Origin of the sequence: Microbacterium sp. EYE_78, from assembly GCF_023149035.1 — a bacterium.
GTDB lineage: Bacteria > Actinomycetota > Actinomycetes > Actinomycetales > Microbacteriaceae > Microbacterium.
In genome coordinates this window covers 67,732-84,695 of the sequence record NZ_JAHXMY010000001.1, presented here as the reverse complement: position 1 = coordinate 84,695, position 16,964 = coordinate 67,732, and the positions used below count along the sequence as shown (strand labels likewise).

The window sequence follows — 16,964 nt, the reverse complement described above, 5'->3', positions numbered from 1 at the left end:
GGGGGCTTCTCTCCTGGCGGGGGTCGGGGGAGTGCGGGCGTCAGCCCTTCACCGCGCCGGACAGGGCGAACGAGCCGCCCAGGCTGCGGGTGACGAGCAGGTAGAGCCCGAGGACGGGCAACGAGTAGAGCAGGGAGTATGCGGCGAGGCGCCCGTACGCCACGGTGCCGTACTGGCCGAAGAACGAGTAGATCGACACGGCCGCGGGCTGCCAGTCGGGCGTGAGCAGGAGCACGAACGGAACGAAGAAGTTGCCCCACGCCTGCAGGAAAACGAAGACGAAGACGACGCTGAGCGCGGGGCGCATGAGCGGGACGACCACGGTCCACAGCGCCCGCATCGCGCTCGCCCCGTCGACCCAGGCCGCCTGCTCGAGTTCGACGGGCACGGAGTCCATGAAGTTCTTCGTCATCCACAGCGCCATCGGCAGCGAACTCGCCGCGAGGAACAGCGCCACCGCCCACGGCTGGTTGATCAGCCGCAGCTGCACGAAGAGGCTGTACACCGGCACCATGATCGCGGTGATGGGGAGGCAGCTCGCGAACAGCACGGAGTAGAGGAACGGGCCGTTGAAGCGGGAACGGTAGCGCGAGAGCGGGTAGGCGGCGAGGATCGCGACGAGGACCGTGACCACAGCGGTGCCGGTGGACAGCAGGATGCTGTTGAGCAGCGGCAGCAGGGTCAGTTCGGGCGTCAGGACGTCGGTGAAGTTGTCGAGCGTGAACGTTTCGGGCCAGGCGACCTGATAGCTCGCGACCGAGTCGACGGATGCGAGCACCACCCACAGCAGCGGCGCCGCGAACAGCGCCCCGATGACGATGAGGACGAGGTTCGCCCAGAACCGCGTCGCCGACCGCGTGGGCGCTGCGATGCTCCGCGTCGCCGTCGCCGCGCTCACCTGGCCGCCCCCGCCCGTCGCAGCGACACGACGTACCCGACCGAGAAGACCGCGCCGAGGGCCAGCATGACGATGGCGATGGCGTTGCCGTAGCCGATGTCGCCGAAGGAGAACGCCTCCGCGTACGCGAGGACCGGAAGCGTGCTGGAGAGCTCCCCGGGTCCACCCTTGGTCATCACCCAGATGAGTGTGAAGACCGACAGCGTCTGCAGCGTGGTCAGCATGAGGTTCGTGAACACCGTGGAGCGGATCATCGGCAGTGTGATCGAGCGGAAGCGCTGCCATCCGCCGGCGCCGTCGATCATCGCCGACTCGGTCACCTCGGGCGGCACATCATCGAGCGCGGCGCGGTAGATCATCATCGAGAACGCCGTCCCCCGCCAGGTGTTCGCCAGGATGATCGCGAGCAGCGGGAAGGTGTACAGCCAGTTGGGGCCGTCGACGCCGACGGCGGCGAGGATCGCGTTCAAGGTGCCGTCGGCCGAGAGGAAGGCGTAGCTGACGAAGGCCGCGACGATCTCGGGGAGCACCCACGCGGTCACGACGACGACGCCCACGGCGCCGGCGACCACTCGGCTGCCGGAGCGGAAGAGCACCGCGAGCAGCATCCCGAGGACGTTCTGTCCGATGATCGCCGAACCCACCACGAAGACGACCGTCAGCATCACCGAGAGCGGGAGGACGGGGTCGGCGAACAGCCGCTCGTAGTTCTGGAGTCCGACGAACTCGGGCCGGGCCGCCCGGACGCCGCTCAGTGCCCGATCGGTCAGGGAGCCCGCGACGGCCCAGACGATCGGACCGGCGAGGAACAGCAGCAGCAGACCCATCGCAGGCAGGAGCGGCAGCGATCGTGCCGGCGTCGCCTGCGAGCCGACGCGCGAACGACGACGTCGTCCGCGCGGGCGTGGTGGGGCGAGCTCGGTCGCCGGTCCGATCGTCGAGGTCATCCGTCAGCCGGTGACGACCCCGTCGTCGCCGACGAGCCGCCGGACGGCCTCGTCGTACGCCGCGGCGGCCTCTTCGGGACTCTGCTGTCCGGTGATGACCGCCTCGGTGGCCTGCTGCGCGGCGACGGAGATCTGCGGGTAGTCGCTGTTCGCCGGACGGAAGTGGGTCACGGCTACGGCATCCGTCACAGCCCCGACGAAGGGGTTCGCCTCGAGGTATGAGGGGTCCTCGGCGACGTCCGTCCGGACGGCGATCTGCGCGTTGTTGATCGCGTACCAGAGCGCGTTCTCCTTGTTGAGCACCGTGGTCATGAACTCGAAGGCGAGGTCGGGGACGTCGGTCTCCGCGGAGGCGGCCAGCGTCCAGCCACCCGACATGCTCACGCCGCCGGGCGCTTCGCCGTTCTGCGTCGGGAACAGCGCGACGCCCATGACGTCGCCGTATTCGGCCCACGGGTACGAACCGCCCTCGACCCAGAAGGACGGGGTGTACGAGCCCTCGACGGTCGCGCCGAGGGTGTTCTCGGGGAACCATTCGCCGAACACCGCCTGCCACACGTTGGGGTCGAGCGCCTGATCCGGGGTGACCGCGTAGCCCTCGTCGTACAGGGTCTCGAGGAAGGCGAGCGAATCGACGAAGCCCTGCGAGCCGACGACCCACTTGCCCGTCTCGTCGTCGTAGAGTCCCGTGCCGTCGCCGGTGCCGTAGAGCAGCTCGTAGAAGCCCTGCATGACGGTGCCCTCGCCGGTGCCCGTGCCAGCGTACATGTTGAAGGGGACCACGTCGGGCTGCGACTGCTTGATCTGCGCGGCCGCCTCGAGGATCTCGTCCCACGACTCGGGTTGCCACGGGGTGGCGATGCCCGCCGTCTCGAGGACCGTCTTGTTGTACCAGATGACCCGGGTGTCGGTGCCCAGTGGCAGGGCGTAGATGCTGCCGTCCTCGCCCTGACCGGCGCTGCGGGCGCTCTCGCCGAACATGTCCCAGTCGTCCCATTCGGACAGACGGTCGTCGAGGTTCAGGAGGTACCCCGCCTCGATGTCGCTGCGGACGTTGAAGGTGTCCTCGTAGAAGACGTCGGGTGCGGTGTCGGGGGACGCGAGCGAGAGCTGCAGCCGTGTCTTGTAGTCGTCGTCCGTCGCCGTGATCGGTTGGAGGTCGATGGTGATGCCCTCGTTCTCCGCTTCGAACTCCTCCTTCGCCGTCTGCAGGAGGGTGTCGAGCACGGTGAAGGCGTCGGTCTTGGAATAGACGACCGTCACGGTGTCCTCGTTTCCACCGCCGGGATCGGCGGTGCAGCCGCCGAGGAGGAGCGCGGCCACCGAGGCGGCGGAGACGGATGCGACTACGATGCGGATCTTCATGGGGCCCCCTTGCTCCAGGCGTCGACGCCCGCACTCGTCGTCCGGGCACGGTAAGTCAAACGTTTGGACATAGCGACGTCAAGGCGGTGAGCGGGTCGTGACGGGATGCGTCAGGCGTGCCGCACGAGGAGGGAGGTCGTGCGCGGTGTCAACGCCTCGTCCAGGATCAGGCAGGCCGCCCCGATGGCACCGACATCCGAGCCGAGCGCGGTGCCCGACACCGTCACCGGGTGCATGTCGCGGGCGACCCGCAGCTGCTCGAGCGCGTCCGGGATCGTCGCCGAATACCACGGCGCGACACGATCCCACAGGGGACCGCCGAGGACGACGCGGTCGACGTCGAGCAGATTGCTGACCACGGCGAGCGCGCGGGCGACGCGCGCGCCGGCGCGGCGCAGCAGGTCCTGTGCGCCGACGTCCCCGCCGTCGGCGAGCGCCACCAGCGCCGTCAACGCGGCGTCGATGCTGAGAGGATCGCTTCCCGCGCGCCCGGCCGGAAGCACGCCGAGCCGCTCCGCTTCCTCGACGACCGGCGCGGGCGCGCAGCTGACGGCCACGCACCCCCGCATCCCGCAGCCGCAGGGCAGGCCGTCGGGGTCGGTCACGATGTGGCCGATCTCGCCTGCGTTGCCGGAACCGCCTCGGACGACCTCATCGCCGATGACGAGCCCCACGCCGAGACCGGTGCCGAGGTACAGGAAGGCGAAGTTCTGCACGTCACCGGGCGGCGCGACCCACTTCTCCGCGACGGCCGCGGCGGTGACGTCTTTGTCGAGCATGACCGCCAGGCCGGTCTCCTTCGCGATCGCGTCGCGGAGGGGGACCCGATGCCATCCGGCGAGGTTCGGCGGATCGACGATCACCCCGCGCGCGGCGTCGATGGGCCCCGGGGCCGCGATGCCGACACCGACGATGCGATCGCGGTCGATGCCGGAGTCGACGATGACCTTCTCGATGTCGCGGGTGACGACCCCCACCGTCCGGGAGGGGTCGTGCGGATCGGGCGTGGCGCGGGTGTTCCGCGCGACGACGTCGCCGTCGATGCCGAGCACGACGACGGACAGGACGCCGGGGTCGAGGTGGACGCCGACGGCGTAGCGACTCGTGCCGACGAGCCGGAGCGTCGTCCGGGGCTTGCCCCGTCCGGAGCTGGTCCGCCCCGCCTCCTCGACGATGCCGGCTTCGAGCAGGCGCTGCACGATGTTGGACACCGTCTGCGCCGAGAGTCCGGTCGCGTCCGCGAGCTCCACCCGACTGTGCCCGTGCGAGCGGCGGATCTGGTCGAGGACGACGGCTTCGTTGTAGCCGCCGACGCTCGGCTGATTGGCGCCGCGTCTGGCCATGGTGAACTCGCTTCGCTCCGGGAAAGGCTGGCTTGAGCGTAGCGCGCCCGCGTCGGCGGCACCGGAGGTCGGGTCGATCATCTGCCGCGCCCGAGCGGCAGGTGGGGACGGATGCCGTCCCTTCCGACATCCGCCCCGCCGTGTCCCGCTGGTCGGACAGGAGTGCCGACGCGCGGACCGGGCCCGACCGGTTCCGTACTCATCCCCCCCAGGACGCGGCACGTCCTTCGAATGTAGTGACCGCGAGGCCGGGTCCTCTGCGCCGGACGGGGTTCCCGGACGAGCCCGGACATCCCGCGACCGCGCGGCGTCCCCGTACGCTCGAGGGATGCAGCGCACACCAGAGCTCACGTCCCGCAGCCTGGCCGACGGAGCAGTCCTCCGCGCCGCCGCTCCCGGAGACGAGGCGGGTCTGCTGGATTCCATCCAGGCCCTGGCCGTCTACGAACGTGAGCCCGACGCCGTCGCGAACTCCGAGGCCCTGCTGACGGAGGCGCTCTTCGGGGACGACCCGAAGGTCTTCGCCCACGTCGTCGAACGGGAGGGCCGCATCCGGGGGATCGCGATCTGGTTCGTGACCTACTCGACGTGGACAGGGCGTCACGGGATCTGGCTCGAGGACCTGTTCGTCGACGGATCCGAGCGAGGCCGGGGATACGGGAAGGCGCTCCTGTCGTCCCTCGCCGAGGTCGCGGTCGCACGGGGGTACTCGCGTCTGGAGTGGACGGTGCTCGACTGGAACGCCCCGTCGATCGCGTTCTACCGCTCCGTGGGTGCGGAGCCGATGGACGAGTGGACGACCCAGCGCATGTCGGGCGAGGCGCTCGAGATCCTCGCTCGCCGCTGACCCGGCGCGCCGGCCGGGTCTTAGCATGGTCGTCCGGAGGTCCCATGGTCCAGGTGCGGGTGGCGGGTGTCGCGGTCGACGCGGCGGGCGACCACGTGATCCTGCTGAAGCCGCTCGATGCCCTCCCCGGAGCGGGGCGGGTGCTGCCGATCTGGATCGGCGCCCAGGAGGCGACCTCCATCCTCATCGCGATCGAGGGTGCGCAGGCTCCTCGGCCGCTGGCGCATGATCTGATGCGAGCCATCGTGACGGCGACGGATGCGGCGGTGGAGCGGGTCGAGGTCACCCGCATCGAGAGCGGGACGTTCTTCGCCGAGGTGACGCTGTCGCTGGCGGCGGGAACGGTCGCGCTCGACGCGCGTCCGTCGGATGCCGTCGCGCTGGCCGCGCGCAGTGGTGCCCCGATCTTCGTCGCCGACGACGTCATCGACGAGGCCGGCATCGCCGACATCACCGGCGAGGACGAGGATCCGGAGGAGAACGTCGAGGAGTTCCGCCGATTCCTCGACGACGTCGATCCCGACGACTTCCGTGGCTGACGGTCGGTAACAGGTCATCCGCGCGGATCGCAAGCCCCTGTGGCCTGCGGATCATCCTTCTGAGAATGGATGCCATACCGGCACGGAAGGGGAGGCCCCATGGCCAGCATCATCGAGACCGTCGACGTCGAGGTACCCGTGACGACGGCGTACAACCAGTGGACGCAGTTCGAGTCCTTCCCGCACTTCCTCAGCTACGTGCAGTCGATCGACCAGCTCGACGACACGACGACGCGGTGGAAGGTCAAGATCGGCGGCGCCGAGCGCGAGTTCACCGCCCACATCACCGAGCAGCATCCCGACGAGCGGGTCGCGTGGAGGAGCGTCGACGAGGATCACGCCGGCGTCGTCACGTTCCACCGTCTGAGCGACACCGAGACCCGGGTCACCGTCCAGCTCGACTGGAAGCCGGAGGGCTTCGTCGAGACCGTCGGCGCCGCCTTCGGTGTGGACGACCACGCGGTCAAGAAGGATCTGCAGCGGTTCAAGGAGTTCATCGAGTCCCGCGGAGCTGAAACCGGTGCCTGGAGAGGCGACGTGGGCTAGCGGTCGGCCCGTCCGACCGTAGGCGACCCGGTGGTTCCGGCCACCGGGTCGCTGCTGTTCGTCCGGTCCGCGACGAGCGCGATGACATGCCGTGACGCGGACCCCGCGACTCCGCCCCGGTGCATCCGATGTCATGGAAGGGTGGATCCATGAGCACACTCTCCACGGCAGACCGCGCACGGCGGCTCCGCGAACTGCACGACGCCCCCGAGATCCTCCGGGTCGTGAACGTCTGGGACGTCGTCTCGGCCAAGGCCGTCCTCGCGTTGCCCGACACCCGCGCCCTTGCGACAGCCGGGCATTCGATCGCGGCGACCTTCGGGTACGACGACGGCACCATCCCGCTCGAGACGACCCTCGACCTGGTGTCGCGCATCGTCGCCGTCGCGGGGGATGTCCCCGTCACCGCAGACCTGGACGACGGGTACGCCGATACGGCCGACACCGTCCGCCGCGCCGTCGGGGTCGGCATCGTGGGCGCGAACATCGAGGACCGCCTGCGTCCCTTCGACGAGTCGGTCGCGCGGGTGGCCGCCGCTGTCGCCGCCGCGGACGCGGAGGGGGTGCCGTTCGCGCTCAACGCCCGGACCGACGCGCTGGTCCGCGGCGGCGACCGGCCGTTGGAGGAGTCGATCGCCGATGCCATCGCACGCGGCCGTGCCTACCTCGACGCGGGCGCCGACGTCGTGTTCGTCCCCGGCGTCCTGGACGAGGCCACCACCGCGCAGTTGGTGGAGGGCATCGGGCGCATCAGCGTCATCGGGCTGCCCGGCGCCCTCTCGGCCGCCGAGTACGAGTCCCTCGGGGTGAAACGCATCTCCTACGGACCGCTGACGCAGCGGGTCGCCCTCACGGCGCTGCAGGACGTGGCCGCGGACCTGTATGCGGCCGGGCGGATCCCGTCGAGCACCCGTCCCCTGAACTGAGTCCACCGACCGCGGAGCGAGAGGGCCGGCCGGGGCGCCCGTCGGGCGCGTTCGGCCGGCCCCGACCGTCTCCGATAGGGTCGTCCAGGCGTCTGCGCGGGGGTGTGACGGACGCGGAGCAGCAACGCGCCGTGCGTGCGCGCGGCGGAGGAATGAGGCGTGATGAGCGGGGAGTCCGCGACGGCGGGGGACGGTGCTGCCTCGACGTCGTCGACGGCACGACTCGACGACGTGACGCGCGATCTGCAACGACTCCGACTGGATGCCGGCGGTATCTCGTACGCCGAGATCGCCCTGCGCATCGGGCGTCTCCGAGAGGCGCGCGGGCTGTCCCCGGAGCGTGCCCGCGTCGCACGCTCCTCCGTCTTCGACGCGTTCCGGGAGGGTCGGGCGCGGCTGAACGCGGATCTCGTCGCCGACATCGCGGCAGCGCTGGGGGCGGATGCCGCGGATGCGGACGCATGGCGACGTCGCGTCGCAGCCGCGCAGGCAGGCGTCCCGGCGCCCGAGCCGTCGACTCCGACGCCGGGGGATCAGCGCCTCGCTCCGACACCTCCACCCACCGCTTCGATCGCTCTCGACCCGGACCCGGGAGCAGACCCGTGGCTCCGACGCGCGCTGGTCGGCACGCTCCTCGCGGGCAGCGTCTTCATGAACCTCTCGGGTGGTGCGCTCGCCCAGCGCTTCGACCTCCCCGTCTTCCTGGACATGATCGGGACCGCCGTGGTCGCGATCGTCCTCGGTCCGTGGCTCGGTGCGGGAGTCGGCGTCGTCACGAACCTGCTGGGGACACTCACGGCGACGCCCGAGACGATCCTGTTCGCCTTGGTGAACGTCGCCGGCGCCCTGGTCTGGGGGTACGGGGTTCGGCGCATCGGCGGGCGGCATCCCCTGGTCCGCTTCGCTGCCCTCAGCGTGTGCGCGGGGGCGGCCTGCGCCCTCGTGGCCGTGCCGATCACCCTGCTGATCTACGGCGAGCTGTCGGGGCACGGCACCGATCCGTGGATCGTCACACTCGTGGCCGAGGGTGCGCCGTCCTGGGTCGCGGTGTCGTCGACGAACCTCGCGGCGTCGATGGCCGACAAGCTCATCGCGGGGGCGGCCGCGCTCCTGGTCGCGGTGTGGCTCGCGCCGGTCAGGTTGCGCGCGGACGGCGCCGACCCGACCGCGCCCTTCCGCCGGTCGACCTGAGGGCGCCGTCGAGGGTCCCCCTCGAGGGCCAGCGCTGATCGGCCGGAGATGGCCCCCGTGGTAGGGTCTTCCTTTGGAAGCGTGTCCGAGCGGCCGAAGGAGCATGGCTGGAATCCATGTAGGCGGGGTAACTCGTCTCGCAGGTTCAAATCCTGTCGCTTCCGCGCTCGAGAAGCCCCGCACTCATGCAGTGCGGGGCTTCTTCGTGCGCGCAGCCTGCACGTCTGCGGCCGTCATCTCGGCGAAGGTCGAGCCGGGACGGACGACGAGGGAGCGGGGGAAGACGCGTCCCCACACCCGTCGCCGACGGGTCGAGACGGCGAACATCGCGGCACGCGTGGCTGCGGCATCCGCGACGAGCCCGTCGCCGCCGTCGGCGAGCTGCGCAGCCGGCGCGGCATAGCTCGCTCGCTCCATCGCACCCACCAGGCGGTCGACGGCCTCGCGCGGAGCGCCGTGGCGGTCGATGAGGCGGTCGCCGAACATCCTCGGGGACTCGGTCGCCGGGACCGGGATGCCGAGATCGATGGCGGCATCCTGGGTCAACCGCCACCCCGCCGCCGCGCTGCCCTCACGTGCGCGGCGGCGCAGGGAGCGGACGCGCAGGGCGTGCACGAGCGCTGGTGCGCCGAAGACGACGAGCAATGCGCCGAGCGCGGCGACGCCGGGGAGGGGGTTCACTCCGGACACGCCCCCGGCGCTGGTGCCGCCGGCCGTCACGTCCTCTTCGGGCCTCGGGGCCGCCGACGCGCTCGCGCTGGGCTCCGCGCTCGCGCTGGGCGTCGGGCCCGCCTCGGGCTCGTTCGACCCGCCGTCCTCGGAGAGGAAGCGCTGCGGTGTGCCGAGGCTCTTCGTCGGTTCGAAGGCGATCCAGCCGATCTCGGGGAAGAAGACCTCGGGCCACGCGTGGAGCTGCGCGGTGGTCGCCTGGTAGACGCGCGCGTCGCCGACGAGCTCGCCGGTCGGCAGGCCGGGGAGGAACCCCACCACCACGCGGGAGGGCATGTCGAGCGTGCGCGCCATCAGCGCGAAGGCTGACGCGAAGTGCACGCAGTACCCCGAACGCACCTGGAGGAATCGCGACACCGCATCGACGCCGGATCCGTCGAAGCCGTCCTCGACCGGCGCGTCGAGCGAGTAGTCGAAGTCCGGGCCGCGGAACCAGCTCTGCAGCGCGAGCAGCCGGTCGTAGTCGTTCGTCGCCTCGGCCGTGACCTCGGCGGCGATCGCGCCGATGTCGTCGGGCATCGAGACCGGGAGGCTGCGGGCGGCCTCGGGCCCGCCGCCCGCATCGGCCGCCCGCGCCTGCTCGAGGGTGGGCCGCGGCATCCGCGTCGTCACCTCGTACTCCTGGCCGCGCGCGGCGGTCTCGGAGGACGACACGGTGCGCCCCTCCGGAGCGACGCGCCACCTCCCCGTGACCCCCTCGATGCCGGTCGCGGGGTAGGGGACGGGCAGCTGTGCCGACGCGAGGTCGAGGATCCGGATGCGTGTGGTCGATTCCTGGACGTCGATGTCGCCGCCCGAGTCGTCACCGGGGGTCCACTCCTCGAGCGGGACCGTCCGGGCTCGATCGGGCCGCCAGGATTCGCCGTCGAGGGCGGTCAGTGTGGCGACGCGCAGGTAGGAGGGGCCGCCCACCCCGCCCCACTGGCGGAGGACAGGGACCTCGGCGGGCCGCCGCAGATCGTCTCCGAGGTTGAGCGTGGCGTCGATCGCCGTGCCGCCGCCGAAGCCACCGCCCGCCGCAGTGGGAGCGGGGAGCGCCGGCGCGGCGATGACGGTCACGACGATGGCGGATGCCGCGATCACCGCCGAGACCACGCCGACGCCGCCCATCGGGGCGGTGGCCGATCGTGCGCGCGCCCGGTGGCGGGTCTCGGTGCGCAGCAGCCACAGGAGCGCGACCGCGAGCAGCGCGAACGCGAAGAGATCGACGCCCCGGGGGACGGCAAGGGTCGGGATGAGCCAGACGGCGATCAGGGCGACGCCGGCGAGCAGGGGCATCCGTGCCGTGAGGACGACGTGGTCGAGCGCCACGACGAGCAGGCCCACGGCGCCGACGATGAGGAAGGTGAGCGACGCGGACGCGTCGAGCGGGGCGACGCCGACGGCGATGTCCTCGACCGCGATGTCGATGAGCCGCGGGATGCGCTCGAACGCCTCGGGGGAGGGGACCACGAGCAGCCACGCCACGTCGGAGAAGAAGACGGCCGTCATCACGGCGATCCAGAGGAGGGCCTGGACGAGGGTGACGAGGGCCGCGACCACGCGCAGTCGGCGCAGCAGATACCCGGCGCCGAGAAGCGCTCCGGTCAGCAGCAGGCACAGACCCACCCACGCGCCGGGGGCGATGACCGAGAACAGCGGCACCAGCGCCGCGGCGAGGGCCAGGAGCAGCGCGATCGTGGACACGCCGTCGTGACGCGGTCGTTCGACGCGGCGGTTCTCAGGAGGCACGACGGCTCCTTTCGGCGGCGGCGAAGTCGGCCCGCGCGACGTCGACCCAGAGCCGGTCGATCTCGTCCTCGGCCTCGAGCGGCCGCACGCGCCAGCCGCCCTCGGCCGCGATCCGGAGCGCGTCGCCCTCGCCGCCGAGCGCGAAGAGCACCGGGAGCGAGCTGTGGCCGACGACGGGCGCGAGCGCGGCGGCATCCGCGTCGTCGATCTCGCCGGTCACGACCGCGACGGGACCGAGCGTCGACCCGGCGAACAGCGGCGCCACCTGCGAGAGCGACCCGTCGCGGCGGGCCGTGAGCGTCGCGAAGCCGATCACCATCGCCTCCAGGGCCGCGCTGTCGCCGCCGTCGATGGTCTCCACCAGCTCCGTCCCGTCGACGTCCACGACCGAGACCGCGTACCCCTCGCGGACGAACCGCGACGTCGCCGACGCGACGGCCGAGACGGCCGCCTCGAAGCCGGCGTCCTCACCGGGGGCGCGGAGCGCATCCGCGCTCCACCGAGCGAGACTGCGGTCGAAGACGACCACGGCCTCGGGGTTCGACTCGCGCTCCTCCTGACGCACCATCAGTTCGCCCCGGTGCGCGCTCGCGCGCCAGTGGATGCGGCGCATCGAATCCCCCGGCAGGTACGCGCGGGGGATGAGGTTGTCAGCGCCTTCGCCGAGCTTGTTCGTCGTCGTCTGCATGGTGCCGCCGGCCGCCCCGGGGAGGTCCTCCAGCGCCTCGAGCTCGACGATCGACGGGGTCACCGTGAGGGGCACGGTCGATCCGAGCTGCTGCGTGCGGCGGGCGAGTCCGAACGGATCGGTCGTCTGGACCACGAGGGGACCGATGGGTCGGACGCCGCGGCGTCGAGCGGTCACACGGTAGGCGACGTCGACGGCGTGGCTGCCGGCGATGAGTCCCGAGCGCAGCCCCGGGTAGACGCCGGCCGGCTCCCCCTCGATCCCGCGCGGGAGGCGGTCCTCCCAAAGACCGACCACGGTGGGGAGGAGGGTGCGCGACTCGATCCGCGCGCGGACGTCGACGTCACCGCCGACGCCGACCACCGACGGTGCGAATGAGCGACGGACCCCGTCGTCGCGGTGGCCCACCCAGAGCGAGGCGAGCGAGATCCCGACGGCTGCCAGCAGCAGCACGCCGAAGAAGACCAGCGCGGGGACGCCGAGGGCCTGGGCGAGGATCAGACAGAGCACGGCGATGAGCACCGCACCGGTCCCGCGCGGGGTCAGCGGCCACCTGCTCATGTCGAGGTCACCGCGTGGCGACCGGGACGCGCACCGAGGCGACGATCGACTCGAGGGTCGCCGCGATGAGGTCGGCGCCCGTGCGCCCGCGGCTGACGGTCGTGCCGCGGGCAGCGATCAGCCGGTGCGCGAACACCGGCTCGAGCAGCGTCACGAGGTCGTCGGGGAGGACGTACTCGCGTCCGTCGAGCGCCGCCCACACCTTCGCGGCACGCACGAGCTGGAGCGTCGCGCGAGGGCTCGCGCCGAGACGGATGTCCGGATGCTGGCGCGTCGCCCGGGCCAGCGACACGGCGTACTCCTCGACGGCGGGGGAGACGTGGACGCTCCGCGCCCACGCGATCAGGGCGGCGACGCGGTCGGATCCGATGACGGCGCGGACGGCGTCCAGCGGATTCGCGCTGTCGCGCTGTCGCAGCATGAGCGCCTCGTTCGCAGCATCCGGGTACCCCATCGAGATGCGCATCATGAACCGGTCCCGCTGCGCCTCGGGGAGGGCGTAGGTCCCCTCCATCTCGAGCGGGTTCTGGGTCGCAACGACGAGGAACGGATCGGGCAGCCGGCGGCTCGTCCCGTCGACGGTGACCTGACGCTCCTCCATCGCCTCGAGCAGGGCGGACTGGGTCTTGGGCGACGAGCGGTTGATCTCATCGGCGATGACGATGTGGGCGAAGATCGCTCCGGGCTTGAACTCGAAACGGCGCTCCGCGGGGTCGTACACGCTCACCCCGGTCACGTCGCCGGGGAGGAGATCCGGAGTGAACTGGATGCGGCGCACCGTCGCCTCGATCGACGAGCCGAGCGCGCGTGCGAGCATCGTCTTCCCGACGCCGGGCACGTCCTCGATGAGGAGGTGGCCCTCGGCGAGGAGGCAGACGAGGGCGGATCGGACGGCCTCGGGCTTGCCGTCGATGACCTTCGAGACCGACGCGGTCAGCGCCGCCGTGGTCGACGCGAACACCTCAGCATCGATCTCCGCCGGTCGGCGGGGATCGTGTGCGAGCCCCCCGGGCGCCGTCATCGTCGTCTGGTCGTCGGTCATCCGTCCCCCTTCGGCGGTCAGTGCGGCAGCGCGCCTCCGACCGATGCTAACCCGGGCGTCGTCGGAGCCCGCTGGACGTCGGGTAGACTTGCAGCAGCTCTCCGCGAGACGGCATCCAGGCCAACTCCCCCAGGACGGAAACGTAGCAAGGGTAACCGGGCTCTGCCGGGTTCGCGGAGAGTCTTTTCTTTCTCCGGCGCTCCCAGCCCCGTCATCGGGCACCCGCCTAGGCTGGACGCGTGGCGCAGAGCATCTACATCACGTCCGCGGAAGGTCATTCCGGCAAGTCGACGATTGCCCTCGGCGTGCTCGACACCCTCAGCCGCAAGTCCCCCCGGGTCGGCGTCTTCCGAGCCATCGCACGCTCCACCGAGGAACGCGACTACGTCCTCGAGATGCTGCTCGATCACGACGGTGTCGACCTCGGCTACGACGAGTGCATCGGGGTGACCTACGACGAGGTGCGCGCCGACCCCGAGGCGGCGCTCGGCCGCATCGTGGAGCGCTATAAGGCGGTCGAGGCGCAGTGCGACGCGGTCGTCATCGTCGGCAGCGACTACACCGACGTCGGCAGCCCCGCCGAGCTCGGCTACAACGCCAGGATCGCGGCGAACCTCGGCGCCCCGGTCCTCGTCGTCCTCGCGGGTCAGCACGCCGACGGCGAGCGGGACTCGGCGGCGCTGTCGCCGGAGCAGGTCGGACACCTCGCGACGCTGGCCCTCGGCGAGATCACCCACGAGCGCGCCGGGATCTTCGCCGTCGTCGTCAACCGCGCCGATCCCGCGCGGCTCGACGAGACGGTGGCCGCCGTGCGGGCGGTCCCGGCCGCATCCGGCGACATCGGGGTCTGGGCGATCCCGGAGGACGCCTACCTCGTGGCCCCGTCGGTCGGCGATGTGGCGAGGTCGCTCGGTGCGACCCTCGTCAAGGGAGACGAGGCGCTCCTCGAACGCGAGGTGCTGCACGTCGTCGTTGCGGGCATGTCGCTGAACAACGTGCTGCCGCGGCTCGAGGACGCGGCGATCCTGGCCGTCGCCGCCGACCGCACCGAGGTCCTGCTGGCCGCTCTCCTCGCGAACGCGTCCGGGACGTTCCCCTCGCTGTCGGGCATCGTCCTCTACGGGCCCTTCGAGCTGCCCGACCCGGTCGAGCGCCTCATCGACGGCCTCGATTCGAACCTGCCGATCCTCGCGACCGATCAGGGCACGTATGAGACGGTGCGCGGCATCATGAGCGCGCGCGGCCGCCTCGCCGCCCATTCCCAGCGACGGTACGACACCGCGTTGGCCCTGTTCGACCAGCACGTCGACACGGACGACCTGCTGCGGCGGATCGGCCTCGCGAGCTCCGACGTCGTCACGCCGCTCATGTTCCAGTACCGGCTCATCGAGCGCGCGCGGCGCGACCGGCGCCGGATCGTCCTGCCCGAGGGCGGCGACGACCGCATCCTCCGTGCCGCCGCGACCGCGCTCGCCCGCGGCATCGCGGACATCACGATCCTCGGTGAGCCGATCGAGGTCCGCTCGCGCGCGCTCGAGCTCGGCCTCGACATCCAGGCGGCCGAGGTGCTGAGTCCGTTCGACGCGGTGCACGTCGACAAGTTCGCGCGCGAATACGAGCGGCTGCGCGCCCACAAGGGGGTCACCTTCCGCCAGGCGGCCGACACCGTGACCGACGTGTCGTACTTCGGCACCCTGATGGTGCACCTCGGGCTCGCCGACGGCATGGTCTCTGGCGCGGCGCACACGACGGCGCACACGATCCGTCCCGCCTTCGAGATCATCAAGACCAAGCCCGGCGTCGACGTCGTCTCCAGCGTCTTCCTCATGGCGCTCGCCGATCGCGTGCTCGTCTACGGCGACTGCGCGGTCATCCCCGACCCGACAGCGCCGCAGCTCGCAGACATCGCCGTCTCGTCGGCGGCGACCGCTGCGCAGTTCGGCATCGACCCGCGTATCGCGATGTTGTCCTACTCCACGGGGGAGTCCGGCTCCGGGGCGGACGTCGAGAAGGTGCGCGAAGCGACTGCGCTCGTGCGCGAGCGGGCGAGCGACCTCCTGGTCGAAGGCCCGATCCAGTACGACGCCGCGACGGACGCCGCCGTCGCCGCCACGAAGATGCCCGGCTCGGACGTCGCCGGCCGCGCCACGGTCTTCGTGTTCCCCGATCTGAACACGGGGAACAACACGTACAAGGCGGTGCAGCGGTCCGCCGGCGCCGTCGCGATGGGGCCCGTGCTGCAGGGGCTGAACAAGCCGATCAACGACCTCTCGCGGGGCGCGCTCGTCGAGGACATCGTGAACACCATCGCGATCACCGCGATCCAGGCGCAGAACGCCGGCGCCGAGGAGGCATCCGCATGACCCCCGTCCTCGTCATCAACAGCGGGTCGTCCTCCTTCAAGTACCAGCTCGTGGACGTCGACACCGAGCGGCGCCTCGCGTCGGGTCTCGTCGAGCGGATCGGGGAGGATGCCGGGTCCGCCACCCACACCGTGTTCTTCGCCTCCGACGGGCCCGCGGTCGCGGCCACGAAGGCGACATCGACGATCGAGCGGGCGATCCCCGATCACACCGCCGGGTTCGCCGTCATGCTCGAGGCGTTCGCCGCGCACGGTCCGTCCCTCGACGACACCCGCCCGGTCGCCGTCGGCCACCGCGTGGTGCAGGGCGGAGCCCGGTTCTTCGAGCCGACCCTGATCACGCCGCTCGTGGAGATCAACATCGACGAGCTCGCCGCTCTCGCCCCGCTGCACAACCCCGGCGCCCTCCAGGGCATCCGGGCGGCACGAGCGGCGTTCGCCGGCATCCCGCATGTGGCGGTCTTCGACACCGCGTTCCATCAGAGCATGCCGGCCGCCGCATACACCTACGCGATCGATCGGCAGACGGCGGAGCGCCACCGCATCCGCAAGTACGGCTTCCACGGCACCAGTCACAAGTTCGTCAGCGAGGCGGCGGCCGCCTTCGTGGGGAGCCCGCTCGGCGACCTGACGCAGATCGTCCTCCACCTCGGCAACGGTGCGTCCGCGGCGGCGATCCGGGGCGGCGCGTCCGTCGACACCTCCATGGGGCTCACGCCCCTCGAAGGACTGGTCATGGGGACCCGTTCGGGCGACGTCGACCCGTCCGTGCTCGGCGTGCTCGCCCGCCGAGAGGGCATGAGCCCCGCCGATCTCGACGCCTTCCTCAACAAGCGGAGCGGGCTGCTCGGTCTCGCCGGCGTCTCGGACATGCGCGACGTCGAACGCGGTCGTGCGGAGGGGGATGCCGCCGCCGCCCTCGCCTTCGACGTCTACATCCATCGGCTCCGCGCCTACATCGGGGCCTACCTCGCGGAACTCGGCGGGGCCGACGTCATCTCCTTCACCGCGGGGGTGGGGGAGAACTCGGCCGGTGTGCGCGCCGCGGCGCTCGAGACGTTCGGCTTCGCCGGGGTCCGGATCGACCCCGAGCGCAACGCATCCGGCGATCGCGGCATCCGCGTCATCTCGGCCGACGACTCGTCGGTCACCGTGCTCGTCGTCCCGACCGACGAAGAGCTCGAGATCGCGCGGCAGGCGCACGCCGTCGCGACCGCATGACGCCCTCGCCCAGCGCGGGAGGCCGCCT

General features: G+C 71.4%; 14 protein-coding genes, 1 tRNA gene and 1 other RNA gene. 9 read left to right on the top strand and 7 right to left on the bottom strand.

Annotation, left to right across the window (positions count from 1 at the left end):
- Positions 1-40: 40 nt before the first annotated feature.
- The 4 genes from KZX17_RS00400 to KZX17_RS00385 form a co-directional block, all read right to left on the bottom strand.
- Positions 41-898 carry a carbohydrate ABC transporter permease gene (locus KZX17_RS00400; protein ID WP_248171571.1) on the bottom strand — a complete coding sequence of 286 codons (858 nt, stop codon included), beginning with the start codon at positions 896-898 and terminating at the stop codon, positions 41-43.
- Positions 895-1,845 (bottom strand): carbohydrate ABC transporter permease, encoded by a 951-nt coding sequence (locus KZX17_RS00395; RefSeq protein WP_248171572.1) that lies wholly within the window; start codon positions 1,843-1,845, stop codon positions 895-897. The genes KZX17_RS00400 and KZX17_RS00395 overlap by 4 nt, the downstream gene beginning before the upstream one ends.
- A 3-nt stretch (positions 1,846-1,848) precedes the next feature.
- Positions 1,849-3,210, bottom strand: coding sequence for an extracellular solute-binding protein (locus KZX17_RS00390; protein ID WP_248171573.1), 1,362 nt, complete (start codon positions 3,208-3,210; stop codon positions 1,849-1,851).
- A 110-nt stretch (positions 3,211-3,320) separates the two neighbouring features.
- Positions 3,321-4,553, bottom strand: coding sequence for an ROK family transcriptional regulator (locus KZX17_RS00385; protein ID WP_248171574.1), 1,233 nt, complete (start codon positions 4,551-4,553; stop codon positions 3,321-3,323).
- 328 nt (positions 4,554-4,881) lie between these two features.
- Between KZX17_RS00385 and KZX17_RS00380 the strand changes: the two genes are divergently transcribed.
- From KZX17_RS00380 to KZX17_RS00355, 6 genes are all read left to right on the top strand, one after another.
- Positions 4,882-5,400, top strand: a complete 519-nt coding sequence (locus tag KZX17_RS00380) for a GNAT family N-acetyltransferase (protein ID WP_248171575.1) — start codon at positions 4,882-4,884, stop codon at positions 5,398-5,400.
- Between the two features lie 44 nt (positions 5,401-5,444).
- Positions 5,445-5,939 (top strand): bifunctional nuclease family protein, encoded by a 495-nt coding sequence (locus tag KZX17_RS00375; protein WP_248171576.1) that lies wholly within the window; start codon positions 5,445-5,447, stop codon positions 5,937-5,939.
- A 99-nt stretch (positions 5,940-6,038) separates the two neighbouring features.
- Positions 6,039-6,485: an SRPBCC family protein gene (locus KZX17_RS00370; protein ID WP_248171577.1), complete on the top strand. Its 447-nt coding sequence runs from the start codon at positions 6,039-6,041 to the stop codon at positions 6,483-6,485.
- Positions 6,486-6,634: 149 nt separating this feature from the next.
- Entirely contained in the window at positions 6,635-7,411 is a 777-nt protein-coding gene (locus KZX17_RS00365; RefSeq protein ID WP_248171578.1) for an isocitrate lyase/phosphoenolpyruvate mutase family protein, read from the top strand.
- A gap of 162 nt (positions 7,412-7,573) precedes the next feature.
- Positions 7,574-8,602 (top strand): hypothetical protein, encoded by a 1,029-nt coding sequence (locus KZX17_RS00360; protein ID WP_248171579.1) that lies wholly within the window; start codon positions 7,574-7,576, stop codon positions 8,600-8,602.
- A 75-nt stretch (positions 8,603-8,677) separates the two neighbouring features.
- Positions 8,678-8,766, top strand: a tRNA-Ser gene (locus KZX17_RS00355).
- 19 nt (positions 8,767-8,785) lie between these two features.
- Here KZX17_RS00355 and KZX17_RS00350 read toward each other — a convergent pair.
- The 3 genes from KZX17_RS00350 to KZX17_RS00340 are packed head-to-tail and all read right to left on the bottom strand — an operon-like array spanning position 8,786 to position 13,332.
- A complete protein-coding gene (locus KZX17_RS00350; RefSeq protein WP_248171580.1) occupies positions 8,786-11,062 on the bottom strand; it encodes a DUF3488 and transglutaminase-like domain-containing protein in 2,277 nt (758 codons plus the stop codon).
- A complete protein-coding gene (locus KZX17_RS00345; protein WP_248171581.1) occupies positions 11,052-12,311 on the bottom strand; it encodes a DUF58 domain-containing protein in 1,260 nt (419 codons plus the stop codon). Before KZX17_RS00345 ends, KZX17_RS00350 begins: the two co-directional genes overlap by 11 nt.
- Positions 12,312-12,318: 7 nt before the next feature.
- On the bottom strand, positions 12,319-13,332 hold the full coding sequence (locus KZX17_RS00340) for an AAA family ATPase (protein ID WP_374107925.1): 1,014 nt from the start codon (positions 13,330-13,332) through the stop codon (positions 12,319-12,321).
- 113 nt (positions 13,333-13,445) lie between these two features.
- On the opposite strand from KZX17_RS00340, the gene ffs reads away from it, so the two are divergent.
- The 3 genes from ffs to KZX17_RS00325 all read left to right on the top strand — a co-directional run bounded on the left by ffs (position 13,446) and on the right by KZX17_RS00325 (position 16,936).
- An RNA gene (gene ffs, locus KZX17_RS00335) (signal recognition particle sRNA small type) lies at positions 13,446-13,542 on the top strand.
- A gap of 50 nt (positions 13,543-13,592) precedes the next feature.
- A complete protein-coding gene (gene pta, locus KZX17_RS00330) occupies positions 13,593-15,716 on the top strand; it encodes a phosphate acetyltransferase (RefSeq protein ID WP_248171583.1) in 2,124 nt (707 codons plus the stop codon).
- On the top strand, positions 15,713-16,936 hold the full coding sequence (locus KZX17_RS00325; RefSeq protein WP_248171584.1) for an acetate/propionate family kinase: 1,224 nt from the start codon (positions 15,713-15,715) through the stop codon (positions 16,934-16,936). The genes pta and KZX17_RS00325 overlap by 4 nt, the downstream gene beginning before the upstream one ends.
- Positions 16,937-16,964 lie beyond the last annotated feature (28 nt).

Bases quoted from the DNA above. Each gene is read 5' to 3' on its own strand.
- KZX17_RS00395 (WP_248171572.1), bottom strand. From the start codon at position 1,845: ATGACCTCGACGATCGGACCGGCGACCGAGCTCGCCCCACCACGCCCG.
- KZX17_RS00390 (WP_248171573.1), bottom strand. From the start codon at position 3,210: ATGAAGATCCGCATCGTAGTCGCATCCGTCTCCGCCGCCTCGGTGGCC.
- KZX17_RS00385 (WP_248171574.1), bottom strand. From the start codon at position 4,553: ATGGCCAGACGCGGCGCCAATCAGCCGAGCGTCGGCGGCTACAACGAA.
- KZX17_RS00380 (WP_248171575.1), top strand. From the start codon at position 4,882: ATGCAGCGCACACCAGAGCTCACGTCCCGCAGCCTGGCCGACGGAGCA.
- KZX17_RS00375 (WP_248171576.1), top strand. From the start codon at position 5,445: ATGGTCCAGGTGCGGGTGGCGGGTGTCGCGGTCGACGCGGCGGGCGAC.
- KZX17_RS00370 (WP_248171577.1), top strand. From the start codon at position 6,039: ATGGCCAGCATCATCGAGACCGTCGACGTCGAGGTACCCGTGACGACG.
- KZX17_RS00365 (WP_248171578.1), top strand. From the start codon at position 6,635: ATGAGCACACTCTCCACGGCAGACCGCGCACGGCGGCTCCGCGAACTG.
- KZX17_RS00360 (WP_248171579.1), top strand. From the start codon at position 7,574: ATGAGCGGGGAGTCCGCGACGGCGGGGGACGGTGCTGCCTCGACGTCG.
- KZX17_RS00345 (WP_248171581.1), bottom strand. From the start codon at position 12,311: ATGAGCAGGTGGCCGCTGACCCCGCGCGGGACCGGTGCGGTGCTCATC.
- KZX17_RS00340 (WP_374107925.1), bottom strand. From the start codon at position 13,332: ATGACGGCGCCCGGGGGGCTCGCACACGATCCCCGCCGACCGGCGGAG.
- KZX17_RS00325 (WP_248171584.1), top strand. From the start codon at position 15,713: ATGACCCCCGTCCTCGTCATCAACAGCGGGTCGTCCTCCTTCAAGTAC.